Here is a 26,553-nt window from a genome sequence, read left to right on the forward strand (position 1 = left end):
CGCTCTGGCCAGCGGTGCTGGCTTCGCGATTACTTCTTGAAGTTCGCGACGCCGTCGGTGATTTCCTTGTGGGCGGCTTCGATGCCGACCCAGCCTTCCACCTTGACCCACTTGCCCTTTTCGAGCGACTTGTAGTTCTCGAAGAAGTGCTTGATCTGATCCATCAGGTACGCGGGCACGTCTTCCAGCGACTTGATGTTGGCCGTCATCGGGCAGACCTTGTCGTGCGGAACGGCGATCAGCTTGGCGTCGACGCCCGACTCATCGGTCATCTGCAGCATCCCGAGCGCGCGCGAGCGCACGACCGAGCCTGCCAGCAGCGGGAACGGCGTGATCACCAGCACGTCGACGGGGTCGCCGTCACCGGAGAGCGTCTGCGGAATGAAGCCGTAGTTCACCGGATAACGCATGCCCGTGCCGACGAAGCGGTCGACGACCAGCAGGCCCAGGTCCTTGTCGGCTTCGTACTTGACCGGATCGCTTTGCGCCGGAATTTCGATGATCACGTTGAAGTCTTGCGGCAGATCCTTGCCGGCGGGGACATTTGCGAAGCTCATGAGCGCTCTCTGTTGAGAAGGGAAAAAGCGACGGTTGCATGCGCGGGGCGCGGCGCGGACCGGCACGAATCAGCACCATCGGCCAAAACGCGCACGACGCTCCAGCGTGCAACCGGACGTCGGAAGTTGGCGCCCATTATAGCCAATCGCCCGCCGCGTCCGACGGTTCGGCCCAGGGCTTTCCCGCAAGCGGATGAAGCACCTGCTGAATTGGCGTGATAATGGTCGCGCCGGAGGCTTTGCCCCTTTTGGCGTTGCTCGTTTTGCATTCCCCTTCCCTCGTTTCATCCCCCATTTACGAGGCGCATGCATGGAAGAAGCGAAGCACTTCATTGGCGGCGCGTGGCGCTCGCCCGCCAGCGGCGAGACCCTCGCCGCAATCGACCCCTCCACTGGCCAGCCGTTCGCGCAGCTCGCGCGCGGCAATGCCGCCGATATCGATGCAGCCGTATCCGCCGCGCGCGCCGCGTACGAAGGCGCCTGGGGCGCACTGAGCGCAGCGGAGCGCGGACGCTTGCTGTTCAAGCTCTCGGCGCGCGTGGCCCAGCATCAGCAGGCGCTCGCGCAGCTCGAAGCGCGCGACACCGGCAAGCCGCTCAAACAGGCGCGCGCCGACGCCGCCGCGCTCGCGCGCTACTTCGAGTTCTACGCGGGCGCCGCCGACAAGCTGCACGGCGAGACGCTGCCCTACCAGGCAGGCTATACGGTGCTCACGGTGCGCGAGCCGCATGGCGTGACCGGCCACATCGTGCCGTGGAACTATCCGATGCAGATTTTCGGGCGCAGCGTGGGCGCAGCGCTCGCGGCCGGCAACGCCTGCGTCGTGAAGCCCGCCGAGGACGCCTGTGTCTCGCTGCTCGAAGTGGCAGCGCTCGCGCACGACGCGGGTCTGCCCGCCGGCGCGCTGAACATCGTGACGGGCCTCGGTCACGAGGCGGGCGCGGCGCTCTCCGCGCACCCCGGCATCGACCACATCTCGTTCACGGGCTCGCCGCAAACGGGCAAGCTCGTCGCCCAGACAGCCGCCGGCAATCACGTGCCCGTCACGCTGGAGCTGGGCGGAAAGTCGCCGCAAATCGTGTTCGCCGATGCCGATTTCGACGCCGCGCTGCCCGTGCTCGTCGCCGCCATCGTGCAGAACGCGGGACAGACGTGCTCGGCGGGCAGCCGCGTGCTGATCGAGCGAGCCGCCTATGAGCCGCTGCTCGAACGGCTCGCGGCGGCGTTCGGAGCGTTGCGCGTCGGGCCCGCGAGCGCCGACCTCGATTGCGGGCCGCTCATCAGCGACAAGCAGCGGCGGCGCGTGCGTGCGTTTCTCGACGAAGCCCAGCGCGACGGCATCGCGACCGCTGCGCGCGGCAAGCTCGAAGCCGATGCGCCCACCGGCGGCTTCTACGAAGCGCCGGCGCTGCTGCGCGACGTGCCGCCGCAAAGCCGCCTTGCCCAGGAAGAAGTGTTCGGCCCGGTGCTCGCGGCCATGCCCTTCGACGACGAAAGCGAGGCGGTCACACTCGCCAACGGCACCCCCTACGGGCTCGTGGCAGGCGTATGGACGCGCGACGGCGCGCGCCAGATGCGCATGGCGCGGCGCGTGCGCGCGGGCCAGGTGTTCGTGAACAACTACGGTGCGGGCGGCGGCGTCGAGTTGCCGTTCGGCGGCACGCGCCTGTCCGGCTATGGGCGCGAAAAGGGCTTCGAGGCGCTGTACGGCTTCACGGTGCTGAAGACCATCGCGCTGCGGCACGGCTAGCGCGGCGTAATAGCGCTCGCGCACCTCCGCGCATAGTCAGGAAAACGGAATAAATCCACCAACACACGGAGACATCATGCGACTCAAAGGCAAGACCGCTGTCGTGACGGGCGCCGGCTCGGGCTTCGGCGAGGGCATCGCGAAGACTTACGCGCGCGAAGGCGCGAACGTCGTCGTCAACGACCTGAACGGCGCCGCCGCGCAGCGCGTCGCGAGCGAGATCGCGCTCGCGGGCGGCAAGGCCATCGCGGTGACCGGCGACATCACGCGCGAAGCCGACTGGCACGCGCTGCGCGAAGCCGCTGTCGAGGACTTCGGCAGCGTGCAGATCGTCGTCAACAATGCGGGCACCACGCATCGCAACAAGCCCGTGCTCGAAGTGAGCGAGGCCGAATTCGACCGCGTCTACGCCGTCAACGTGAAGGGCCTCTACTGGAGCGTGCGGGTGTTCGTGCCGCACTTTCGCGAGCATGGCGGCGGCGCGTTCGTCAACATCGCCTCCACGGCGGGCATCCGGCCGCGCCCGGGGCTCGTCTGGTACAACGGCAGCAAGGGCGCGATGATTGTCGCCAGCAAGGCGCTCGCCGCCGAGCTCGGTCCCGACCAGATCCGCGTGAACTGCGTGAATCCGGTGATCGGCGATACGGGCCTGACCGCCGAATTCATGGGCGTGCCCGACACGCCCGAGAACCGCCAGCGCTTTATCGCGGGCATCCCGCTCGGGCGCTTTTCCACGCCGCAGGACGTGGCCAACGCGTGCCTCTACCTCGCCTCCGACGAAGCGGCCTTCATCACCGGCGCCTGCATCGAAGTGGACGGCGGGCGCTGCGTATAGCACGTTCTGGCACGTTCCAGCGCGTTCCAGCGCGTTCCCCAGGCAGCCAGCACGACGATCGAGTCTATGGAGAAACTATGGCCAGTCCAGCGAATCACCTGCCGCAAGCAGGCGCGGGCGCTCCGCCCTCCGCCTTCGAAGAAGCCACCTACCGCAAGGTCGCGTGGCGCCTCATCCCGCTGCTGATGCTCTGCTACGTGGTCGCGTATCTGGATCGCGTCAACGTGGGTTTCGCCAAGCTGCAAATGAGCGCCGCGCTCAATCTCTCCGATGCGGTCTACGGCTTCGGAGCGGGCATTTTCTTCATCGGCTATTTTTTATTCGAAGTGCCAAGCAATGTGATCCTGCATCGCGTGGGCGCACGCGTATGGATCGCGCGCATCATGGTCACGTGGGGCCTCGTCTCCATCTTCACGATGTTCGTGACCACGCCCACCATGTTCTACGTGATGCGCTTTCTGCTCGGCTTGTGCGAAGCCGGCTTCTTCCCGGGCATCATCCTCTATCTCACGTACTGGTATCCGGCGCACCGGCGCGGCCGCATGACCACCTGGTTCATGACGGCCGTCGCGCTTTCGGGCGTGATCGGCGGCCCGGTCTCGGGCTGGATCCTCAAGTCGTTCAACGGCGTGAACGGCTGGCAGGGCTGGCAGTGGCTGTTCCTGCTCGAAGGTCTGCCTTCGATTATCGTCGGCGTGCTGGTGTTTTTCGTGCTCGACGACCGCATCGGCGACGCGAAGTGGCTGAGCGCCGAAGAACGCGCGCTGCTCGAGCGCAACATCGCCGCCGAGGACGCCACCAAGGAAAACCTCCCGCTCGCCAAGGTGCTCATCAACGCGCGCGTGCTCGTGATGAGCCTCACCTACTTCTCGTTCGTGATGGGCCTCTACGGCGTGAGCTTCTGGCTGCCCACCATCATCAAGGCGACGGGCGTAAAGGACGCGCTCATGATCGGGCTGCTTTCGGCGATTCCGTTCGCGGCGGCGGTGGTCGGCATGGTGCTCGCCGCGAAGAGCGCCGACCGCCTGCGCGAGCGCCGCTGGCATATCGCGATTCCGGCCGCGATCGGCGCGATCGGCCTCGTGCTCTCGGTCGCGTGGGCGCACGACACCACGCTCGCGATGACGGCGCTCACGATCGCCACCATCGGCATTCTCACCACGCTGCCGCTGTTCTGGAGCCTGCCCACGGCCTGGCTCGCGGGCGCCGGCGCGGCGGCGGGCATCGCGCTCATCAACTCGATCGGCAATCTCGCGGGCTTTCTGAGCCCCTATGCGGTGGGATGGCTCAAGCAGGTCACGTCGGCGAACGATTCGGGCATGTATATGCTTGCGGCGTTCATGATCCTCGGCGGCTTGCTCGCGCTGTGCGCACCCGCGAAACTGGTGAACCGCTAGCGCTGCCGCGCGCGCCAACATGCAAACGGCCGCTCGAAAGCGGCCGTTTTGCGTTGCGTTGTGAAGCGAAGCGCGCCAGGTCTTAAACGACGTTCATCGCCAGTGCGCTCTCGCGATAGTGCGTGGCCGCCTTGCCGGCGTCGCCGAGCTGCTCGTGCAGGCGTGCGAGCGCGCGATGCGAGCGGATCTTGAGCGGCTCGTTGTCGCTCGCCTCGGCGGACTTGAGCGCGGCCTCCAGGAACGACTGCGCCTTGCCCCAAAGCTGCTGCTTCAGGCACAGGCGGCCCAGCGCGAACAACAGGTCGCCGTCCTCGGGACGCTCCTTGCGCCATGCCTCGGCCTTCTGAATGAGCGGCAGCGCGTCGTTGCCCGCGGTGTCGGGATAACGGCGCAACAGGCGCGCATCCCAGCTCTGCCCCAACGCTTCTTCGACGATCTTGCGCGCCTCGTTCGGGCGGTCGAGCGCGATCAGCAGTTCTGCGGCGCAGTCGGCCAGACGCGGCGAATGACGCTCGACCGGCGTGAGCGCGTGCCAGAGCTCGAGCAACGCGTCCGCGTTGTGGCGCCGGTCGCGCAACAGGTTCTCCGCCGCGAGCTGGCGCAGGCGCACCGCCACGGCCGGATGCAGCGCCTCGCGCTTTTCCAGCGTCTTCACGAGCTTGAGCACTTCGCCCCAGTTCTTGAGCTGCTGCTGCGCGCGCAGCGCGATCTGCTGCGCGTGAATGCGGCGGCCGCCCTGCGAGCGCATTTCGGTGAGCGCGGCGAGCGCCCCGTCCGCGTCGCGCCCATCGGCGCGCATGTCGGCGGTGGCCATGAGGCGCGCTTCCTGGAGGTCGGGGTCGTCCACCTGCGTGAGCCAGTCGTCGCGGCGCGCGTACTCGTGCAGACGATGCGCGGCGTTCGCGGCGATCAGGCCCGCGGCGCCCTTGTTCTTCTCGTCGACGAGCGAATCGCGCGCGGCCTTTTCGGCCCGCGAGAAGCGGCCCGCGTAGAGATTGCCCACGGCGTCGCGCAGCGCCGAGTTGGCCTTTTCCGTGCGCATGCGCGCGCGGTAGGCGGCGACGCGGCGCGGCATCGTCACGATGTTGCGCGCAAAGCGCAAAAGCGCGTAAAGCAGCAGGAACGCGACGACGATGCCCACCACGAAGAGATTGAGCGAGACGTCCACGCGATACGGCGGGTAGACGAGCAACACCTGCCCCGCGTCGAAACGGCCCACGGTGGCGAGCGCGACGGCGACCGCGAAGAGGATCGCCAGCCAGATAAGTCCACGGATCGCCATGTATTACCCCCGGCTCCGGTATTGCTGGAGTGCCTTCAGGCTCGTGTCGAGCGTGGGCAGCGCGACCGCGCCCGAACCCGCATCCACCTGCTTGAGCAGGTCGCGCACGTTCTGTGTTTCCTTCGACGCGCTGTCGAAGTAGCGCGCGAGCGCCGTGTCGGCGGCAGCGAGGTCGGACTTGAGCGTGGGCCCGTTGCGCGACAGCAGCGACAGGCGCGCCGAAAGCAGGCGCAGCTTCAGGTTCTCGCGCACGAAGTAGCCCTGGTCGGGCGAAGTGAGCATGGCGTCGGCGTTGTCGATGCGGCGCACCTGCACGAGGCTCGCGATCTGCTTGCCGATGCCCGAGACGAAGGTGTCGAGCCACGCGCGCCAGCGCGGCTCGCCGGTGGCGGCGGCCACTTTAGCGGCGTCGAGCGGCGGGGCGACTTCGGGCTTGGTGTGCGCGACCAGCGCTTCGCCCGCGAGCGGCAGCGAGTCGACCGCGTCCAGCGCGGTATCGAGCTTGATCGCGAGGCCCGCGAGATCGGTGGATGGCGCGGCCTTGAGCTTGTCGACGTCCTGCGCGATGGCCTTGCGCACGGCGAGCGCCTGCGGGCTGTCCGAGGCGGCGAGACGCGTGTCGGCGCTTTGCAGCGCGAACAGCGCGAGCTGCGTGTTGCCGGTGAGCTGCAGCTGCTCGCTCGCGCTCGACAGCATCTGGCCGACTTCGGCGAGCGTCCATTCGTCGCGGTTGCGCGCGAGATCGGCGTACTGCTGCGCGAGCGCCTGCTGTGAGTTCTGCGCGTCGGCGATCTTGCCTTCGAGCAGCGACATCTGCTTGTCGACCTGCTGGGCGTTCGCGACGGCCTGATCGGTGCGTGCGCGCAGCGCGGCGCTCTGCTGCTCGGCTGCCTGCTGGCGCTGCATGAGCGCTGCGTCCACGCGGTCGAGCTTGCGGTTGAGCGCATAGCCGCCGGCCCCCGCGCCTGCGGCGACCAGCACCACCACGAGCCACAGGACGGCCACGCCCGCACCGCCGCGCCGCACGGGCTGCGATGAAGCGGGTGGCGTGGAGGAATAAGAGGAAGAGGCGGATGCCGGGCGCGCACTCGCGGCGGCAGGCGAAGCGCCGCTGCTGCCCTGGGATGCCGCGCCCCGATTGGAAACCTGGCTGGAATCGTTCGAATCAGTCATGCGTGGTTGTGCCGGCGACGACGCCGGGGTGTTCTGAACCGGTTGAGCTGCCTGTGCCCCACCATGAGGCGCAGCTGAATGCGCTACGGAAGAAACCGAGGATGTTGAAAGGGACAACGCAAGGCCCAGCAGCGTTTCGACGATGCGCTCGTCGCCCGCGCCGGACACCGTAATCCTATCAAAACCCAAACTGCGCGCCGTCTCGCCGATCCGCGCATGGGGCGCGACCAGCGGCGCGTGGCGCAACTCGACGAGTTCGCCTGCAGTAAGATGATCGCGCGCGAGTTCGTCGAGATTGCGCACGCCTTCGGAACTGGTCACGAGCCACGCGTGCGGCGCGCCGCCGAGCAGCGCATGCACGGTCTCCCAGACGCCGATGGGCGGCTCGGGCATGGCGCGGCGGTAGGCAGCGACGGCCTCGACTTCGGCGCCCGCCTCGCGCAGGCGCTCGGCGAGCCATTCGCGGCCGCCGTCGCCGCGCACGATCAGCACGCGCTTGCCCGCGAAAGCGTTCTCGCCGAGCGTTTTTTCGAGCGCGGCGTAGAGCGACTCGGAGTCGAAGCGCGCGGATTCCTCGTCGGCGGGACGCGCCGGGCTGATCACGCGATGCTCGGGCGCCGCGACGCCGTGACGCGCGAGGGCAGCCACGCTGGCCGGCCCCACCACGGCGACGGGCAGCGCATGCGGCCAGATCGACGAAATCGCACTGTAGTGGCCGAACGCACGGTCGACGGCGTTGGGCGAGACGAACACCACCAGCGCGTAGCGGTCGAGCGCGCCGAGCGCTTCGCGCAAGGGCGCGTCGTCGCGCACGGTTTCGATGGCGATGAGCGGGAATTCAAGCGTGCGCAGGCCGCGCGACTCGAGCTGTGCGGCAAGCGAGCGCGACTGGCCGGCCGGTCGGGTAATGACGACGGTGAACGGCCCGGCAGCACGATTGGAAGCAGCACCACCCGCGCCCGCGCGAGGGTCGGCGGGGCCGCCCCACTCATCGGGCTGCGCAGGAGCGCGCCGCGCGCGCGACGCGGCTGCCAGGGGCCGTCATCGCGCGCCCGTCTCGTCCGGCTTGCTGGCCGGCGGCGCGTTCGGCGCACGCGCATCGTCGGCGCTGGCCTCGGAAAGCGCGCGCACGATCTCGAGCGCGCCCTGGCGATCAGTCCGTCCGCGACCCGGCGCCCCAGCGCGACGGCGTCTTCAACGGTGGCCGGCGCCGTGTCGCCTTCGGCGGCGAGCACGCGGCTCGCGTCGGGCGTGGCGATCGTGCCGCGCGCGCGAGCCGCCCGTCGCGCCACTGCGCGTACGCGGCCAGCGGCACCGAGCAGCTGCCGCCGAGCGCGCGCGACACCATGCGCTCGGCCTCCACGGCCTTCGCGGTGGCGTCGTCGTGCAGCGGCGCGAGCCACGCGGCCAGATCGGCGCGATCGGCGCGGATCTCGATGCCGAGCGCGCCCTGCCCCGCCGCTGGCAGGCTGTCCGCCGGCTCCAGCAGCGCGCGGATGCGCGCGCCGAGGCCCAGGCGCTTCAGCCCCGCCGCCGCGAGAATGATGGCCGCGTAGTCGCCGCGATCGAGCTTGGCAAGGCGCGTGTCGAGGTTGCCGCGCAGCGGCTTCACGTCCAGATGCCGATAGCGCGCGCGGATCATCGACTCGCGGCGCAGGCTGGAAGTGCCCACGACGCTGCCCGGCGGCAGCGCCGCAAGCGATTCGTAATCGTTGGACACGAAGGCGTCGCGCGGGTCCTCGCGCTCCATGATGGCCGTGAGCACGAAGCCCTCGGGCAGCTCCATGGGCACGTCCTTGAGCGAATGCACGGCCAGATCGGCGCGCCCTTCGGCCAGCGCCTGCTCCAGCTCCTTGACGAACAGACCCTTGCCGCCGACTTTCGACAGCGTGCGGTCGAGAATTTGATCGCCGCGTGTCGTCATTCCGACAATTTTCACGTCGCAGGATGGATATAATTTGTGCAGCGCAGCTTGCACATGCTCGGCCTGCCACATCGCCAGGCGGCTCTCCCGCGAAGCGATCACAAGGGTGCGGGGCGTGGGCGCGGATAACATCTCGGTGTTCATGGCAAGCACATCGAATGACGGGTTCGAAAAACAGAATCGGATAACGGGCAATGTTAGCACGCGCCCCTTTTTCGGCCTGCCGCCCGCAAGCCGATGGGGCTCACGAAGCCCCTCCCCGGCAACACCGGCCCTGTCCGAACTGTCCGCACGCTGTCTCATAATATGCGCGATGCACGTGCGGCACGCGCAAGATGGCGCATTCATTCCAGGTTACACCCGTTGTACCCCTGACCGCGGCCCGCGCCGCGGCCATGCAGTTGGCAGTTCCCGATCAACTTGTCCATCTCCTGGCTAGTCCTGAGGAAAACATCGTGAAGTCTTCCGGATCGGCGCGTGCAGAGCGCCGCAACAACGCATCGCAACCCGCCTCTTCCACGGCCGCCGAAACGGCCGCCCCGTCGACGGCCAAAAAGGCCAAGTCGACGACCACCGTGAAAGCCTTGACCCCATCGACCCAATCGACGAAGGCGGCAAAGGCCACGAAAGCGGCAGACGCGACGAAGACCACGAAGGCCACCCCAACCCCCAAGGCCCTGAAAGTCACTCGAGCTGCCAAGCCCGCGGCGAAGTCGGCGGCGAAGCCCGCGACCGCCGCGCGCAACGCCCGCGCACGCGACGACAAGGACCAGCCGCTGTTCGAGGACATCCGCTACCTCGGCCGCCTGCTCGGCGAAGTGCTGCGCGAGCAGGAAGGCGACGCCGTGTTCGACGTGGTGGAAACCATCCGCCAGACCGCCGTGCGCTTTCGCCGTGAAGACGACAACACCGCCGCGCTCGCGCTGGAAAAGCAGTTGCGCGCGCTCTCGCCCGAGCAGACCGTGAGCGTGGTGCGCGCGTTCAGCTATTTCTCGCATCTCGCGAACATCGCCGAGGACCGCCATCGCAACCGCCGCCGCCGCATCCACGATCTCGCGGGCTCGGCGCCGCAGGCGGGCACCATCGCGCATTCGCTCGAACGTCTCGCGCAGGCGGGCGCGGCCGCGACGCCCGTGCTCCAGCAGTTCTTCAACGACGCGCTGATCGTGCCCGTGCTTACCGCGCACCCCACTGAAGTGCAGCGCAAGAGCACGCTCGATTCGCAGCACGACGTCGCGCGCCTGCTCGCCGAACGCGACCAGCCGCTCACGCATCGCGAGCGCGAGCAAAATGAGGCGCTGTTGCGTGCGCGCGTGACCTCGCTCTGGCAAACGCGCATGCTGCGCGACTCGCGCCTGACCGTGGGCGACGAAATCGAAAACGCGCTTTCGTACTACCACACGACCTTCCTCACCGAGATCCCAGCGCTGTACGGCGAGATCGAAACGTCGCTGAAAGAGCACGGCGTCGATGCGCGACTGCCCGCGTTCTTCCAGATGGGCAGCTGGATCGGCGGCGACCGCGACGGCAACCCGAACGTCACCGCCGCCACGCTCGAAGAAGCGAGCGAGCGCCAGGCGCAGGTGATCCTGCAGCACTACCTCGATGAAGTGCACAAGCTCGGCGCCGAGCTATCGGTGTCGAACCTGCTCGCGGGCGCGAGCGACGCGCTCAAGGCGCTCGCCGCGGCCTCGCCCGACCAGTCGCCGCACCGCGTGGACGAGCCGTACCGCCGCGCGCTGATCGGCGTCTATACGCGGCTTGCGGCCAGCGCGCGCGTGCGCCTCGGCGAAGGCGTGGTCGCCGTGCGCAGCGCGGGCCGCAACGCCCAGCCCGTGCGCGCGCAGCCCTACGCCGACGCAGCCGAGTTCTCGCGCGACCTGCATATCCTGATGGATTCGCTCGCCGAGCATCACGGCGCCTCGCTCGCGACCACGCGTCTTGCCCCGCTCATGCGCGCCGTCGACGTGTTCGGTTTCCATCTCGCGAGCATCGACTTGCGCCAGAGCTCGGACATCCACGAAGCCGTGATCGCCGAGCTGCTCGCGCGCGCGGGCGTGCAAGCCGATTACGCGTCGCTCTCCGAAGACGACAAGCAGATCGTCCTGCTTGCGCAGCTCGCCGACGCGCGCCCGCTGCGCTCGCCCTGGCTCGACTACTCGGACCTCGTGAAAAGCGAGCTCGGCGTGCTGGAGATGGCGCGCCTGACGCGCGAGAAGTTCGGCGCGCGCGCGGTGCGCAACTACATCATCTCGCACACCGAAACGGTTTCCGACCTGCTCGAAGTGATGCTGCTGCAAAAGGAAACCGGCCTCATGAGCGGGCGTCTCGGCCATGCCGACGATGCCGCGAAGGCCTCGCTGATGGTGATCCCGCTGTTCGAGACGATCCCCGACTTGCGCAACGCCACGCGCATCATGCGCGACCTGCTTGCGCTGCCGGGCATCGACAGCATCGTCGAGCACCAGGGCAACGAGCAGGAAATCATGCTCGGCTACTCGGACAGCAACAAGGACGGCGGCTTCCTCACCTCGAACTGGGAGCTCTACCGCGCCGAGCTCGCGCTCGTCGCGCTCTATCGCGAGCGCGGCATCACGCTGCGCCTGTTCCATGGCCGCGGGGGCACGGTGGGCCGCGGAGGCGGCCCGACCTACAACGCGATCCTCTCGCAGCCGCCGGGCACGGTCGAAGGCCAGATCCGCCTGACCGAGCAGGGCGAAGTCATCGCTTCGAAGTTCGGCAATCCGGAGATCGGCCGCCGCAACCTCGAAACGGTGATTGCCGCCACGCTCGAAGCCACGCTGCTGCCGATGGGCAAAGCCGCCGGCAACGCGCCGGACCAGTTGCCCGTGTTCGAAGAAACCATGCAGATGCTCTCCGATGCGGCGATGGCGGCGTACCGCTCACTCGTCTACGAGACGCCCGGCTTCACCGACTACTTCTTCGCCTCGACGCCGATCACCGAAATCGCCGAGCTCAACATTGGCAGCCGGCCCGCCTCGCGCAAGCTGCAGGACCCGAAGAACCGCAAGATCGACGACCTGCGCGCGATTCCGTGGGGCTTCTCGTGGGGCCAGTGCCGCCTGCTGCTCACCGGCTGGTACGGCTTTGGCAGCGCGGTGGCCGCGTATCTCGACGAAGCGGACAACGACGCGGAGCGCACGCGCCGCCTCGCGCTCTTCAGGAAGATGTACAAGACCTGGCCGTTCTTCTCGAACCTGCTTTCGAACATGGACATGACGCTTGCGAAGACCGATCTCGCGGTGGCGTCGCGCTATGCGCAGCTCGTCGCCGACAAGAAGCTGCGCAAGCTCGTGTTCGACCGCATCGTGGCTGAGTGGGAGCGCACCACGCGCGTGCTCGACGAGATCACGGGCGCGAGCGGCCGTCTCGCGGATAACCCGCTGCTGGCACGTTCGATCAAGAACCGCTTCCCGTATCTCGACCCGCTCAATCACTTGCAGGTCGAGCTGATCAAGCGCTATCGCGCCGGCGACCCGAGCCCGCGCGTGCGGCGCGGCATTCATCTGACGATCAACGGGATTGCGGCGGGGTTGCGCAATACGGGTTGATCTTTACGCGCATCGAGAAACGGCGTCATGCCCCTACGGGCACGACGCCGTTTTTTCTTGCGCCGATTGCGTGAAGGGCTTTAGTCGCGCCGCGTCGCCTCGATCATCAGTGCATCGAGCTTGAACGAGCCATCACTTTGGACATCGAAGTATTGCCTCACTTCATCGGGCGCACGCTCCCACATCGAGCGGATCGCGCTCACGCGCTCGGGCGGCGTGCGCATGCGCGCCACCCACGTGTCGAAGTCGAGCGCGATGCGCCAGCGCTCGGCCACCTTCGCGTCGAACCCCGCGCGATCGAGCATCGCGAGCCACTCGTCGGCGCGGTAGTCGCGAATATGCGAGGCGTCGCGCAACAACTCGATCGCCTGGATATGCGTGTCGTAAAGCGGATCGTCGATACCGGCGATGTCGATGAACTTCAGGCGCCCACCGGGCTTGAGCACGCGATGCACCTGGCGAAGAGCGCGCGGCACATCACGCCAGTGGTGCGCGCTCATGCGACTGATCGCCCAGTTGAAGGTCGCATCGGCAAACGGCAGCGACTCGGCAGCGCCCTGCTGCGTGCGGATAGTCGCGAGGCCGCGCGCCTTCGCGGCGGACTCGACCGTGGCGAGCATCGGCGCCGCAATGTCGTAGGCCACGACTTCGCGCACGTGCGGCGCCACCGCGAAGCTTGCATGCCCCGCGCCGCAACCCATGTCCAGCACCACGGCGTTGCCGCAGGTGGCCGCAAAAGTGGCGGCGAGATTGTCCAGATCCGCACCGCTCGCGTGAACCTGGCTCGTGAGATAGGCGGCGGCGGTCGAGCCGAATGCGTCGGCGACCTGATCGTGATGCTTCATCGCGTGCTCCTGTAGGTGAACGGCCTGCGCGGCAGCGAGTCCAGCGCCGCGTCAGCCGTTACAATAGAGGCCGTTTTGTACCAGTACAAGTTAAGCGATTATTCTGGTATCGCGAGCACCTGCCCCACGCCTCATGAGCCCCGACACCCCTGCCTCCGGAGCGCCGGCCGCCGACCTCGGCGCCGCCAAAACGCTCGACGCCACGCCCGCCCGTGCGCTGGGCGAATTTATCCGCGCCCACCGCGAGCGGCTCTCGCCGCAGGAAGTCGGCTTGCCGCCCGGCCCGCGCCGCCGTACGCCGGGGTTGCGCCGCGAGGAAGTCGCGCAACTGTGCGCCGTGAGCCCCACCTGGTACACGTGGATCGAGCAGGGCCGGCCCGTCTCGGCTTCGGCGGACGCGCTCGCGCGCATCGCCGTCGCGCTGCGCCTCTCGCGCGCCGAGCGCGCCTATTTGTTCGAACTGGCCGCCCAGCGCGATCCCGCCGAGCCCGATCCGTCCAGCGCTGCCGATGCACCCGCCACGCTCCTGCAAACCGTGCAACTGGTGGATGCGCCGGCCTACGTGCTCGACCGGCAGTGGACCGCGCTCGCGTGGAACGCCCACGCGGCGGACCTGTTCACGGGCTGGCTCGATGCCGGGCACGACCGCAACCTGCTGCGCTTCACCTTCACGCAGCCGCTCGGGCGCGAGTTGATCGTCGATTGGGAAACGCGCGCGCGGCGCCTCGCCGCCGAATTTCGCGCCGACTCGATCCGCCATCTGAACGACGCCCCCACGCGCGCGCTGATCGATTCGCTGCTGGCCGCGAGCGACGAGTTCGCGCGCTTCTGGGCCTCGCAGGATGTGTTCGAGCGCGAAGGCGGCCGGCGCGAGTTCAATCATCCGCGCCACGGCCGCATCGCCTACGACCAGATCACGCTCAAGCCCGCGCATCGCGAAGACCTGAAGCTGGTGGTGCTGGTGCGGCTTTGAACGCCGCGGCGCCCGGCGCTTTGCGCGCCGCCGCCGCGCATCGCTTCATGCGGCGCAGCGCCGGGCGGCCCACGCACCGGCGGCCCACTGCGCCGATGGTAAAATCGTCGTCTTTCCCGCCGTGCGCCGCGTCTGGCATCAGAATGCGCTGCTGAGCTTCCTGCCTGAGCACACGGCCCGCTTAATCACGCTCGTTCACGCCCATCACCATGACGTCCCAACTGCACAAAAAAGGCGAAGCCTGGTCGGCTCGCTTCTCCGAGCCCATGTCGGAGCTGGTCAAACGCTATACGTCGTCGGTCTTCTTCGACAAGCGCCTCGCGCTCGTCGATATCGAGGGCTCGCTCGCGCACGCGTCGATGCTGGCTGCGCAGAAGATCATCTCCGCCGATGACCTCGCCGCCATCCAGGGCGGCATGGCGCAAATCAAGGGCGAGATCGAGCGCGGCGAATTCGAATGGCTGCTCGATCTCGAAGACGTGCACCTGAACATCGAGGCGCGCCTCACGGCGCTGATCGGCGACGCGGGCAAGCGCCTGCACACGGGCCGCTCGCGCAACGACCAGGTCGCGACCGACATCCGCCTGTGGCTGCGCGGCGAGATCGACCGCATCGGCGGCCTGCTCGGCGACCTGCGAGGCGCGCTGCTCGACCTCGCCGACCAGCACGCGGGCACGATCATGCCGGGCTTCACGCACCTGCAAGTCGCGCAGCCGGTCACGTTCGGCCATCACCTGCTCGCCTACGTGGAGATGTTCACGCGCGACGCCGAGCGCATGGCCGACTGCCGCAAGCGCGTGAACCGTCTGCCGCTGGGTGCGGCAGCGCTCGCGGGCACGAGCTATCCGATTGACCGCTTCGCGGTGGCGAAGACGCTGGGCTTCGACGGCATCTGCACGAACTCGCTCGACGCCGTCTCCGACCGCGACTTCGCGATCGAATTCACGGCCGCCGCCGCACTGGTGATGACGCACGTGTCGCGCTTTTCGGAAGAACTGGTGCTGTGGATGAGCCCGCGCGTGGGCTTCATCGATCTGGCCGACCGCTTCTGCACGGGCTCGTCGATCATGCCGCAGAAGAAGAACCCGGACGTGCCCGAGCTCGCGCGCGGCAAGACCGGCCGCGTGAACGGCCACCTGATGGCGCTCCTCACGCTGATGAAGGGCCAGCCGCTCGCGTACAACAAGGACAACCAGGAAGACAAGGAGCCGCTGTTCGACACCGTCGACACGGTTGCGGACACGCTGCGCATCTTTGCGGAAATGGTCGCGGGCATCTCGGTGAAGGAGCCGGCGATGCGCGCAGCGGCGCTGCAAGGCTTCTCGACGGCCACCGACCTCGCCGACTACCTCGTGAAAAAGGGCCTGCCGTTCCGCGACGCACATGAAGCCGTGGCGCACGCGGTGCGCATCTGCGTGGACCGCAACTGCGATCTCGCGGACCTCACGCTCGACGAAATGCGCCGCGAGCTGCCGGCCGTTGCGCATCTGCTGGCCGAGGACGTGTTCGCGGTGCTCACGCTCGAAGGCTCGGTCTCGGCGCGCAATCATCCGGGCGGCACCGCGCCGGAGCAGGTGCGTGCGGCCATCGCGGCGGCACGCGCAGCGCTGAAGTAAGGGGCGCGGCGGCGCATCATTCGGGCTGGATGATGCGTCCATGAGGTCACGACAAAGCGGGCGCGCGACGAATACCGTCGCGCGCCCGCTTTGCATTGGAGCGCCGCTGCGCACTGTGTTCCCTGCAAAATGCACGAAGTGAGCGCCCGAGGTTCGCGCCCCTTCGCCTATCATGGCGCATGATCCCGGCTGGCCGACCCGCCGGCCCCCGCCCAACCTCACTCGCCCGACCCGATGATCGTCCGCCCTCACCTGCACTGGTTCCGCATGCTGCTCGCCTGGCGCGGTTCCGTGCTGCCGCAGCTTCTGCCGCGCCTCATGCTCGTGCTGGCGATCTCGATCGTGGCTGTTGCCTCCCACGACCACATCCTCAAGGTCACGGTGAATCTGAGCACGGTGCCGTTCTCGCTGATCGGCATCGCGCTCGCGGTGTTCCTCGGCTTTCGCAACAGCGCGAGCTACGACCGCTACTGGGAAGGCCGCAAGCTGTGGGGGCAAATGCTCAACCAGACGCGCTCGCTCGTGCGCGAGTCGCTCACACTCGTGCAAAGCGATGATTCTCGCGCGCACGTGCGCCCCTTCGCTGCGCTGCTCTGCGCGCTGCCGCATGCGCTGCGCCACCAGTTGCGCCGCACCGACCCACGCGCGGACCTCGAGGCGCGCCTGCCGCGCGACGTGGTGGAACGCGTGATGGCTTCGCGCTACCGTCCCATGACGCTCGTGCAATGCGCTTCCGAATGGCTGCGCGACGAAGCGCACGCGGGCCGCGTCGACGGCTACGCCGTGCTCGCCTTCGAGCACAATCTCAATGGACTTTCCGACGTGATCGGCGGCTGCGAGCGCATCGTCTCCACGCCGCTGCCGTTCGCTTATACGGTGATGATTCACCGCACGGTGTACTTCTTCTGCGCGCTGCTGCCCTTCGGGCTCGTCGACAGCATCGGCGCGCTCACGCCCATCTTCGCGGTATTCGTGGCCTACGCGTTCATGGCGCACGAAGCAATCGCCTCGCAGCTCGAAGACCCGTTCGGCACTGATGAAAACGACCTCGCGCTAAACGCGATGTCGGAGAGTATCGAGGTCGCGCTGCACGACCTGCTGGGCGACCCCACCACGCTCGCGGCGCGCGCGCCCGAGCAGTTCATCTTCGACTAAACGAACCGGCCGGGGCTGACGGCTCAGCGGTTATTCACCGTCTCCGACAAGCGCTTGAGCGTCGCAAGCCGCGCCCCGAGCAGGTCGAGGCGAGCATGCTCGTCGACGAGCGGCGTGGTCGCGTCGCGATACGCGCGCCACGCGCTTTGCGCCCGCGCGAGCGCGGGCCGCGAATGCGCCGGCATGCGCGCATACAGCTTGCGGTAATAGCGATCCAGGTCGTAGCTCACGTGCTCGCAGCGCGCATCGGCGCTACAGGCGCGCACGCGCGGCGGCGCGTCGCCCGATGCCGCCGCGGCCTGCCCGCGCAGCGAGAGCGCGCGGTCGCGCACCGGCTGCAGGCGCATATCCGCCTCGTAAAGCTGATAAGTCGAGCCGCTCGTGCTCGCAAAGGCCGCGCCGAGCAACGTGTCCTCGGCGTCGCGCCACGCTGCCCATTTGGTCTGGCTGAGTCGCCAGCGCTTTTGCTGCGCAGGCGGCAACTGCGAGACCAGTTGCGCGAGCGCCGCGTCGGCGGCGCTGTGCCATGCGGTGCGCGCCTCGTCCATGCACTGGATCTGCCCCGCCGTCGAGGAACGGTCGGCGCGCGCAAGACAGGCGCGCATGCCCGCATCGATCGGGTCGGCGGCCGCCACTTCGGCGTGCGCCGCCGGCGCTAGCGCCACCAGCCCGGCCGCCACCCCCCCTGCCACATTCGCCGCCAGCGTAGCCGCCGTTGCCAGCGCCGTCACGAAAGAACGCACCATCATGCCGCTCGACCTTCTCCTGGCGCTCAAGCGCGCACGCAATCCACGAAATACTCGATGCGGCCGTTGATGGTCTCGCCCACGAGTCCGTGGATGTCGGTGTGGAAGCCCGGGAAGCGCTCGTTGAATTCGCGCGCGAACTTCAGGTAATTCACGATCGTCTTGTTGAAGCGCTCGCCCGGAATCAAGAGCGGAATGCCCGGCGGATACGGCGTGAGCAGAATCGACGTGACGCGGCCTTCGAGTTCGTCGATCGGCACGCGGTCGATCTCGCGGTGCGCGAGCTTGGCGAACGCGTCGGACGGCTTCATCGCGGGCTCCATGTCCGAGAGATACATCTCGGTCGTGAGGCGCGCGATGTCGTTGGCGCGGTAGACGCTGTGGATCTGCTGGCACAGGTCGCGCAGGCCCACGCGCTCGTACATCGGATGCTGCGCGACGAACTCGGGCAACACGCGCCAGAGCGGCTGGTTATTGTCGTAGTCGTCCTTGAACTGCTGGAGCTCCGTGACCATCGAGTTCCAGCGGCCCTTGGTGATGCCGATCGTGAACATGATGAAGAACGAATACAGCCCCGTCTTCTCCACGATGATGCCGTGCTCGGCCAGGTACTTCGTGACGATGGCCGCGGGAATGCCGGTTTCGCCGAAGTCGCCGTCCACGTCCAGACCCGGCGTGACGATGGTCGCCTTGATCGGGTCGAGCATGTTGAAGCCCTCGGCGAGCTTGCCGAAGCCGTGCCAGCGGTCATTCGGCCTCAGCATCCAGTCTTCGCGCGAGCCGATGCCTTCCTCGGTCAGGTCGTCCGGGCCCCAGACCTGGAAGAACCAGTCGTCGCCGTATTCGGCGTCGACCTTGCGCATGGCGCGGCGGAAGTCCAGCGCCTCGGCAATCGATTCTTCGACAAGCGCGGTGCCGCCCGGCGCTTCCATCATCGCGGCGGCCACGTCGCACGACGCGATGATCGCGTACTGCGGGCTCGTGGACGTGTGCATGAGGTAGGCCTCATTGAAGCGGTGGCGATCGAACGCGCTGTCTTCCGAGTCCTGCACCACGATCTGCGAAGCCTGCGAAATGCCGGCCAGCAGCTTGTGCGTGGAGTGCGTCGCGAACACCAGCGCCTTGGTGCGCGGACGGCCCGCGCCGATCGCGTGCATGTCCTGGTAGAACGCGTGGAATTCGGCGTGCGGCAGCCAGGCTTCGTCGAAGTGCAGCGTGTCGAGCATATCGCCGAGCAGGTCCTTGATCATCTCGACGTTGTAGATCACGCCGTCGTACGTGCTTTGCGTGATCGTGAGGATGCGCGGCTTGACGTTCGGGTTCTTCGCGAGCACTTCACGGGCGAACGGATTCGCCTCGATCTTCTTGCGGATGTTTTCCGGCTTGAACTCGTCGCGCGGAATCGGGCCGATGATGCCGAAATTGTTGCGCGTGGGCGTGAGAAACACGGGAATCGCGCCCGTCATGGTGATGGCGTGCAGGATCGACTTGTGGCAGTTGCGGTCCACCAGCACGATGTCGCCCGGCGCCACGGTTGCGTGCCAGACGATCTTGTTCGACGTCGACGTGCCATTGGTCACGAAGAACACGTGGTCGGCGCTGAAGATGCGCGCCGCGTTGCGCTCCGAGGCCGCGACCGGGCCGGTGTGATCGAGCAGTTGGCCAAGTTCCTCGACCGCATTGCAGACGTCCGCGCGCAGCATGTTCTCGCCGAAGAACTGGTGGAACATCTGGCCGAGCGGGTTCTTCAGGAACGCCACGCCGCCCGAGTGGCCCGGGCAGTGCCACGAGTACGAGCCTTCGTCGGCGTACTTCACGAGTTCCTTGAAGAACGGCGGCGCCAGCGCGTCGAGATACACGCGTGCTTCGCGAATCACGTGACGCGCGACGAACTCCGGCGTGTCCTCGAACATGTGGATGAAGCCGTGCAACTCGCGCAGGATGTCGTTGGGCAGGTGGCGCGAAGTGCGCGTCTCGCCGTACAGGAAGATCGGAATGTCGGCGTTGCGCTTGCGCACCGCTTCCACGAACGCGCGCAGCGCGATGATCGCGGGCGCGTGGCCGGGCGCTTCGCCATCGGAACCTTCGACGTAGGGCAGCAGCTCGTCGTCGTCGATGGAGAGGATGAAACACGCGGCGCGGCTCGATTGCTGCGCAAACGACGTGAGGTCGCCGTAGCTCGTCAGCCCGAGGACTTCCGCGCCCTCTTTCTCGATGGCTTCGGCGAGTGCCCGGATGCCGGAACCCGAGATGTTCTCGGAGCGAAAGTCTTCGTCAATGATGACGACGGGAAAACGAAACTTCATGGGCGAATTCTCCAAAAGAAACGACCGCTGCCAGGATGCGCAGCGGTCCCCGTACGTATGCGATGGGTTTGTGGTGCGCTCGAACGTCAGGTCTTCGGCAAGGTGACGCCGTGCTGGCCTTGATATTTGCCGCCGCGATCCGCGTAAGACACCTCGCAGACCTCGTCGCTCTCGAAGAAGAGCACTTGGGCCACGCCTTCGTTCGCGTAGATTTTGGCAGGCAAAGGTGTCGTATTCGAGAATTCGAGCGTCACATAGCCCTCCCACTCGGGCTCGAACGGCGTGACGTTCACGATGATCCCGCAGCGCGCATAGGTGGACTTGCCCAGACACACGGTCAGGACATTGCGCGGAATGCGGAAGTACTCGACCGTGCGCGCGAGCGCGAACGAATTCGGCGGGATGATGCAGACGTCGCCCTTGAAGTCCACGAACGACTTTTCGTCGAAGTTCTTCGGGTCGACGATGGTCGAATTGATGTTCGTGAAGATCTTGAATTCGTCGGCGCAGCGGATGTCGTAGCCGTAGCTCGAGGTGCCGTAGCTCACGATCTTGCGGCCGTCCTCCGACATGCGAACCTGGTCGCGCACGAACGGCTCGATCATCTGCTGCTCTTCGGCCATGCGCCGGATCCACTTGTCGGATTTGATTGCCATGTTGGGCTACGGTCCAGAAAAAACGGGGAACAAAAAAGATAACGCCGGAAACCACGCAGAAACGGCGCGGGAATGGCCCGAAAGCGCGCCTCGCGCGTTCTGCCGCCCGCTTCGGGGCGCACCGCCGCTGTACGAAAGGCGCCTATTTTACGCGATGTGGATCGGCGTGCCTGGAAGTGCACGCGAGGCGCCCCTAGGCGGGGCGTCATCGCGTGCGGTACGGCCGCGCGTCACTGCGCCTTGATCACGCCGCAGGCGAGCGCCGGGCCGGTGCCGCGCGCGGGAAAGGCGTAGGGATCGATGGGGTCGCGATGCACGAGCACCGCGCGTTGCAGCACGGAGCGCACGCCGTCGAGCGAGACCTCCGGCGCCACGATGAAACCGATGGCGACGCCGTTGGAATCCGCGTGGATATTGCCGAGATCGCCCTCCACGCGCACGCCCGGCTTGAGGCGGTCAGCCGCGGGCGCGAACACGCTGCCGGCGCTCGAAGCGTCGGCAGCGTTGCAGTCGCCGCGATCGTGGACCTGGACCGCGTGGTCGCTGTCGGGCGCAAGGCCGATGAGGTTGTAGCTCACCTGCACGCCGTCCGAGCGCTCGACGAACGAGACGGTGCCCCGCACCTGGCTGCCGACGACAGGCAAGACCTGTGCGAGCGCACGCTTGTCCTGCCGGCCCATGAAGCTGGTGCAGCCGGCCAGCAGCATGCACGCCGCCACGGCCAGCACGGCTGCGCGGCCCGCGCGCCTTGCGTCTCCCCTGTCGATTCCTTTGCCCATGCAATCCTCATGTCCGCACGCGGTGCGCCCCTGCGCCCGTCGATCCGGACCCTTGAATGTCACATGATACCGCGCGCGAGGCCTTGTGCGCGCCCCGCGTGAGCGCTGCCGCACGCGCCGCAAGCCTTATGCAGCAAGGCTTAACGAGGTATGCCATGCGGCCTCGGCTCCGTATCGGCTCAAACAGGGACAGTTTGCCGGCCTGGCCCGCCAGCCGCGCGATGCGCCGCTCAGGTGTTTTGCACGACGATGGTCGGGAACTTCGAGCTCATGTCGCGCGCGCGCTCCGCGATCTGGATCGCGATACGGCGGGCGATCGCCTTGTAAGTCGCGGCCACCGAGCCAGCCGGATCGGCCACCACGCTCGGATGGCCCGAGTCGGCCTGTTCGCGAATCCCGATGTCGAGCGGCAGGCTGCCGAGCACCTCCACGCCGTACTCCTTCGCCATGCGCTCGCCGCCGCCCGCGCCGAAGATATGCTCGGCGTGACCGCAGTTCGAGCAAACGTGCACGGCCATGTTCTCGACGATGCCGAGGATCGGAATGCCCACCTTCTCGAACATCTTGAGACCCTTCTTCGCGTCGAGCAGCGCGATGTCCTGCGGCGTCGTCACGATCACCGCGCCCGTGACCGGCACCTTCTGCGAGAGCGTCAGCTGGATGTCGCCCGTGCCCGGCGGCATGTCCACCACCAGGTAGTCGAGCTCGCGCCAGTTGGTCTGGCGCAGCAACTGCTCGAGCGCCGAGGTGGCCATCGGGCCGCGCCAGACCATCGGGTTGTCCTGCTCGATCAGAAAGCCGATCGAGTTGGCCTGCACACCGTGCCCTTCGAGCGGGTCCATCGACTGGCCGTCCGGCGATTGCGGGCGGCCAACGATACCGAGCATCATCGGCAGCGACGGACCGTAGATATCCGCGTCGAGTACGCCGACCGAGGCGCCTTCGGCCGCCAGCGCGAGCGCGAGGTTCACGGCAGTCGTGCTCTTGCCCACGCCGCCCTTGCCCGAGGCCACGGCGACGACGTTCTTCACGTTCGGCAACAGCTTCACGCCGCGCTGCACGGTGTGCGCGGTAATCTCATGGCGCACCGCGACCCGGCTCCCCTTGACGCCGGGCACGCCGGCAAGCGCGCCTTCCACCTGGGCGCGGACCGCGTCGTACTGGCTCTTTGCCGGATAGCCGAGCACGATTTCGACGCCGACCGTATCGCCGTCGACCGTAACGTTTCGCACACCTTTTGCCGTTGCGTACGGCTTGCCCGTGTTCGGATCCACGAGGGCCGCCAGCGCGGCGTCGACCAATGCCCGATCAATGCTCATTCAAACTCCGTGTGCAAGAATGCGCCGGCGCCCGCGCGGCCGGAATGCCGTGAGGTGTCATGTCAGCGCCGGAAATCGCAAGAAATTGTTAAGCTGGATTGCGCAAATGCCCGAGGCAAGGCACGCTTCGCGGCATCGGCCCTTTTTGCACCGCTGCTTGTGCCGAATGTGCACTTGTCAAGCCGTCGCAAAAAAGGACCCATCATTGCCAGACGACTCGCGCATGTGCCCAAGTCGTCATTGTAGTAGTTGCAGCCGCGCGCCGTCCGAAGACCCTGAGCCGAATCGGGCCCAATCGGGAGCAGTGACCGGCACAAGCGACTGTGCAGTTCCACCCAAGAGAGGATTGAAAATGAACACAAGAATCTTGACCCGCCTGTCCGTCTTCGCCGTTGCCGGTGCGCTCGTCGCCGGTTGTGCAACCCAGCAGGGCACCAACACCGCCATCGGCACCGGTGTCGGCGCTGGCACGGGCGCGGCCATCGGCGCGATCTTCGGCGGCGGCAAGGGTGCAGCCATCGGCGCGGGCGCCGGCGCGCTGGTCGGCGGCATCACGGGCTACAACTGGACCGCCATCCACAACAAGCTCTCCGGCGCCACCAAGGGCACCGGCACGCAGATCAGCGAGCAGCCGGACGGCTCGCTCAAGCTCAACATCCCGAGCAACGTGACGTTCGACACCAACAGCTACGCGATCAAGCCGTCGTTCGCGCCGGTGCTCGACCAGGTCGCGCAGACGCTGCAGCAGAACCCGGAAGTGGTCGCGCAGGTCGTGGGCCATACGGACAACACGGGCCAGCCCGCTTACAACCAGACGCTGTCGGTCAACCGCGCGCAGAGCGTGGTCAACTACCTGGGGTCGCGCGGCATCCCGATGCAGCGCATGGCCGCCGAAGGCCGCGGCGACACCCAGCCGATCGCGGACAACAGCACCGAAGCCGGCCGCACCGCGAACCGCCGCGTGGAAATCTATCTGCGCGCGACGGCGCAGCATCAGGGGGGCTAAGCGCGCCTCGCGGCGCCGCATCAGCAATATCGCAGCGCCGGCAACACCATGAAGCGGGACGGCTGCAAGCCGTCCCGCTTGTGTTTTGGGCGTGCGCAAACTGCAGCAGGCAGGCCTTCGGGCAGACCCACGGCGAGCGAAGTTAGCGGATTGAAAAATTTTTCGAACTCTCCCCCAACTCCGCTGTCTTTCTTTACGGTACGTGTGCGGCGACGCCGCCGCGTCACCATTCTCCTCTTGTCGTTGTTGCTCCGGGGCCATCCTGCCCCGGTTTTTTTGCCTGGCATTTTTGCATGCGCGTGGGCCGTCCTTCCCCGGCCGAACGCGCCCCGCCCCCGCCCTGCTAAAATCGTTGTTTCCCCCGCAACATCGGATTCCCCCCAACTTATGTCAGCACCCGCCACCGACCTCGTCGCAGCCGGCGCGTCTACCGTTCAAAGCGGCCGCCGCCAGATCCTCGTCACGTCTGCTCTGCCCTATGCCAACGGGCAGATCCACATCGGCCATCTGGTCGAGTACATCCAGACGGACATCTGGGTTCGCGCGCTGCGAATGCATGGCCACGAGGTCTACTACGTCGGTGCCGACGACACCCACGGCACGCCCGTCATGCTGCGCGCCGAGAAGGAAGGCCTCACGCCGCAACAGCTGATCGCGCGCGTCTGGCAAGAGCACAAGCGCGACTTCGACAGCTTCGGCGTATCGTTCGACAACTACTACTCGACGGACTCCGACGAGAATCGCGTGCTCTCGGAAGCGGTATATCTGGCGCTCAAGGCGGCGGACCTCATCGAGACGCGCGACATCGAGCAGGCCTACGATCCGGTCAAGAACATGTTCCTGCCGGACCGCTTCATCAAGGGCGAGTGCCCGAAGTGCGGCGCGAAGGACCAGTACGGCGACAGCTGCGAAGTGTGCGGCTCGACCTATGCGCCCACCGACCTGAAGAACCCATATTCGGTGGTCTCCGGCGCCACGCCCATCCGCAAGACCTCGACGCACTACTTCTTCCGCCTCTCCGACCCGCGCTGTGAGCAGTTCCTGCGCGGCTGGGTGAGCGGCCTCGCGCAACCGGAAGCCACCAACAAGATGCGCGAGTGGCTCGGCGACGCGGGCGAATCGAAGCTCGCCGACTGGGACATCTCGCGCGACGCACCGTACTTCGGCTTCGAGATTCCGGGCGCCCCGGGCAAGTACTTCTACGTGTGGCTCGACGCGCCCGTCGGTTATTACGCGAGTTTCAAGAACCTGTGCGAGAAGCGCGGCCTCGACTTCGACGCGTGGGTCAAGCCCGACACGAAGACCGAGCAGTACCACTTCATCGGCAAGGACATCCTGTACTTCCACACGCTGTTCTGGCCAGCGATGCTGCAGTTCTCGGGCCATCGCACGCCCACCAACGTGTTCGCGCATGGCTTTCTCACGGTGGACGGCGCGAAGATGTCGAAGTCGCGCGGCACTTTCATCACCGCGCAAAGCTATATCGACACGGGCCTGAATCCCGAGTGGCTGCGCTACTACTTCGCGGCCAAGCTCAATAGCTCGATGGAAGACCTCGACCTGAACCTCGACGACTTCCAGGCGCGCGTGAACAGCGACCTCGTCGGCAAGTACATCAACATCGCGAGCCGCGCGGCGGGCTTCCTCATCAAGCGCTTCGAGGGCCGCGTGCAGGACAGCGCGATGAACCATCCGCTCATCGCGCAACTGCGCGCCGCGATCCCGCAGATCGCCGCGCACTACGAGGCGCGCGAGTATGGCCGCGCGCTGCGCCACACGATGGAGCTCGCCGACGCGGTGAACGCATACGTCGATACGGCCAAGCCATGGGAACAGGCGAAGGACCCGGCCAACGCGGCGGCGCTGCACGAAACCTGCAGCGTGAGCCTCGAAGCATTCCGCCTGCTTTCGCTGGCAATGAAGCCGGTGCTGCCCACGCTCGCCGAGGGTGTCGAGCAGTTCCTCGCAATCGCGCCGCTCACTTGGGCCGACGCCGGCAAGACGTTGTCGTCGCAACAACCGATCAACGCGTACAAGCACCTCATGACACGCGTGGACCCGAAGCAGATCGAAGCGCTGCTCGCCGCGAACCGCGATTCGCTGCAGGCAGCCGAAGCGCCCGCCGCCGATGCGCAGCACAAGGCAAAGGCTGCGAAGGCGGCCGCGCAAGCGAAGGCGAAAGCCGAGCCCGAACCCCCCGAAGTCATCTCCATCGACGACTTCGCGAAGATCGACCTGCGCGTGGCGCTGATCGTCGACTGCAACATCGTGGAAGGCTCGGACAAGCTGCTGCAACTCACGCTCGACGTGGGCGAAGGCAAGACGCGCAATGTGTTCTCGGGCATCCGCTCGACGTACAAGCCCGAGGACCTCAAAGGCAAGCTCACGGTGATGGTCGCGAACCTCGCGCCGCGCAAGATGAAGTTCGGTATGTCCGAAGGCATGGTGCTCGCGGCATCCGCCGCCGACGAGAAGGCCGAACCGGGCCTGTACATTCTCGAGCCGCATAGCGGCGCGAAGCCGGGCATGCGGGTGCGGTAAGGCGTAGCGCGAGGTGCGCTTCGCACCCGTGCTGGAGACGAAAAGGCACACTATGACAGTGTGCCTTTTTGTTGGGTGCTCATCCCTCGCCCGACGTCCCGCAGCGGGAAATAGCGACCTG

18 protein-coding genes and 1 pseudogene are annotated in these 26,553 nt (G+C 67.0%); 9 read left to right on the plus strand and 10 right to left on the minus strand.

What is annotated here, in order from left to right; translation table 11 throughout:
• Positions 1-29: 29 nt before the first annotated feature.
• Positions 30-557, minus strand: coding sequence for an inorganic diphosphatase (gene ppa, locus PWP93_RS08930; protein ID WP_129561469.1), 528 nt, complete (start codon positions 555-557; stop codon positions 30-32).
• A 310-nt stretch (positions 558-867) separates the two neighbouring features.
• Between ppa and PWP93_RS08935 the strand changes: the two genes are divergently transcribed.
• From PWP93_RS08935 to PWP93_RS08945, 3 genes are all read left to right on the plus strand, one after another.
• Positions 868-2,307, plus strand: a complete 1,440-nt coding sequence (locus PWP93_RS08935) for an aldehyde dehydrogenase family protein (RefSeq protein WP_421044201.1) — start codon at positions 868-870, stop codon at positions 2,305-2,307.
• A gap of 76 nt (positions 2,308-2,383) precedes the next feature.
• The gene (locus tag PWP93_RS08940; RefSeq protein WP_421044202.1) at positions 2,384-3,142 is read left to right on the plus strand and encodes an SDR family oxidoreductase; all 759 of its coding nucleotides are present in this window, start codon (positions 2,384-2,386) and stop codon (positions 3,140-3,142) included.
• Positions 3,143-3,219: 77 nt separating this feature from the next.
• On the plus strand, positions 3,220-4,539 hold the full coding sequence (locus PWP93_RS08945) for an MFS transporter (protein WP_421044203.1): 1,320 nt from the start codon (positions 3,220-3,222) through the stop codon (positions 4,537-4,539).
• Positions 4,540-4,621: 82 nt separating this feature from the next.
• Here PWP93_RS08945 and PWP93_RS08950 read toward each other — a convergent pair whose 3' ends face one another.
• The 3 genes and pseudogenes from PWP93_RS08950 to hemC all read right to left on the minus strand — a co-directional run bounded on the left by PWP93_RS08950 (position 4,622) and on the right by hemC (position 9,062).
• Positions 4,622-5,821: a heme biosynthesis protein HemY gene (locus PWP93_RS08950; RefSeq protein ID WP_421044204.1), complete on the minus strand. Its 1,200-nt coding sequence runs from the start codon at positions 5,819-5,821 to the stop codon at positions 4,622-4,624.
• 3 nt (positions 5,822-5,824) lie between these two features.
• Positions 5,825-8,029, minus strand: a complete 2,205-nt coding sequence (gene hemDX, locus PWP93_RS08955; protein WP_421045046.1) for a fused uroporphyrinogen-III synthase HemD/membrane protein HemX — start codon at positions 8,027-8,029, stop codon at positions 5,825-5,827.
• Between the two features lie 6 nt (positions 8,030-8,035).
• Positions 8,036-9,062 (minus strand): annotated as a pseudogene (hemC, locus tag PWP93_RS08960) (hydroxymethylbilane synthase).
• Between the two features lie 311 nt (positions 9,063-9,373).
• Here hemC and ppc point away from each other — a divergent pair.
• Positions 9,374-12,490 (plus strand): phosphoenolpyruvate carboxylase, encoded by a 3,117-nt coding sequence (ppc, locus tag PWP93_RS08965; protein WP_421044205.1) that lies wholly within the window; start codon positions 9,374-9,376, stop codon positions 12,488-12,490.
• An 80-nt stretch (positions 12,491-12,570) separates the two neighbouring features.
• Here ppc and PWP93_RS08970 read toward each other — a convergent pair whose 3' ends face one another.
• The gene (locus tag PWP93_RS08970; RefSeq protein ID WP_421044206.1) at positions 12,571-13,335 is read right to left on the minus strand and encodes a methyltransferase domain-containing protein; all 765 of its coding nucleotides are present in this window, start codon (positions 13,333-13,335) and stop codon (positions 12,571-12,573) included.
• 133 nt (positions 13,336-13,468) lie between these two features.
• Between PWP93_RS08970 and PWP93_RS08975 the strand changes: the two genes are divergently transcribed.
• From PWP93_RS08975 to PWP93_RS08985, 3 genes are all read left to right on the plus strand, one after another.
• Positions 13,469-14,308, plus strand: coding sequence for a helix-turn-helix transcriptional regulator (locus PWP93_RS08975; RefSeq protein WP_421044207.1), 840 nt, complete (start codon positions 13,469-13,471; stop codon positions 14,306-14,308).
• Between the two features lie 209 nt (positions 14,309-14,517).
• A complete protein-coding gene (gene argH / locus PWP93_RS08980) occupies positions 14,518-15,924 on the plus strand; it encodes an argininosuccinate lyase (protein WP_421044208.1) in 1,407 nt (468 codons plus the stop codon).
• A 234-nt stretch (positions 15,925-16,158) separates the two neighbouring features.
• Positions 16,159-17,079, plus strand: coding sequence for a bestrophin family protein (locus tag PWP93_RS08985; RefSeq protein ID WP_421044209.1), 921 nt, complete (start codon positions 16,159-16,161; stop codon positions 17,077-17,079).
• A gap of 23 nt (positions 17,080-17,102) precedes the next feature.
• On the opposite strand, the gene PWP93_RS08990 is transcribed toward PWP93_RS08985, so the two are convergent.
• The 5 genes from PWP93_RS08990 to apbC all read right to left on the minus strand — a co-directional run bounded on the left by PWP93_RS08990 (position 17,103) and on the right by apbC (position 22,885).
• On the minus strand, positions 17,103-17,825 hold the full coding sequence (locus PWP93_RS08990) for a lysozyme inhibitor LprI family protein (RefSeq protein WP_421045047.1): 723 nt from the start codon (positions 17,823-17,825) through the stop codon (positions 17,103-17,105).
• Positions 17,826-17,851: 26 nt separating this feature from the next.
• A complete protein-coding gene (locus PWP93_RS08995) occupies positions 17,852-20,131 on the minus strand; it encodes an Orn/Lys/Arg decarboxylase N-terminal domain-containing protein (protein WP_421044210.1) in 2,280 nt (759 codons plus the stop codon).
• Positions 20,132-20,217: 86 nt separating this feature from the next.
• A complete protein-coding gene (dcd, locus tag PWP93_RS09000) occupies positions 20,218-20,787 on the minus strand; it encodes a dCTP deaminase (protein WP_129561453.1) in 570 nt (189 codons plus the stop codon).
• A gap of 230 nt (positions 20,788-21,017) precedes the next feature.
• Positions 21,018-21,566: a superoxide dismutase family protein gene (locus PWP93_RS09005; RefSeq protein WP_421044211.1), complete on the minus strand. Its 549-nt coding sequence runs from the start codon at positions 21,564-21,566 to the stop codon at positions 21,018-21,020.
• Positions 21,567-21,796: 230 nt separating this feature from the next.
• Positions 21,797-22,885 carry an iron-sulfur cluster carrier protein ApbC gene (gene apbC / locus PWP93_RS09010; RefSeq protein WP_421044212.1) on the minus strand — a complete coding sequence of 363 codons (1,089 nt, stop codon included), beginning with the start codon at positions 22,883-22,885 and terminating at the stop codon, positions 21,797-21,799.
• 352 nt (positions 22,886-23,237) lie between these two features.
• Here apbC and PWP93_RS09015 point away from each other — a divergent pair, with 352 nt between their 5' ends.
• Together PWP93_RS09015 and metG are read left to right on the plus strand one after the other, a co-directional pair.
• On the plus strand, positions 23,238-23,891 hold the full coding sequence (locus PWP93_RS09015; RefSeq protein WP_421044213.1) for an OmpA family protein: 654 nt from the start codon (positions 23,238-23,240) through the stop codon (positions 23,889-23,891).
• 387 nt (positions 23,892-24,278) lie between these two features.
• Complete coding sequence (gene metG, locus PWP93_RS09020) at positions 24,279-26,432, plus strand: methionine--tRNA ligase (RefSeq protein ID WP_421044214.1); 2,154 nt, start codon at positions 24,279-24,281, stop codon at positions 26,430-26,432.
• The last annotated feature ends 121 nt before the right edge of the window (positions 26,433-26,553 follow it).

Source organism: Paraburkholderia sp. A1RI-2L, from assembly GCF_048957375.1.
Taxonomy (GTDB): domain Bacteria; phylum Pseudomonadota; class Gammaproteobacteria; order Burkholderiales; family Burkholderiaceae; genus Paraburkholderia.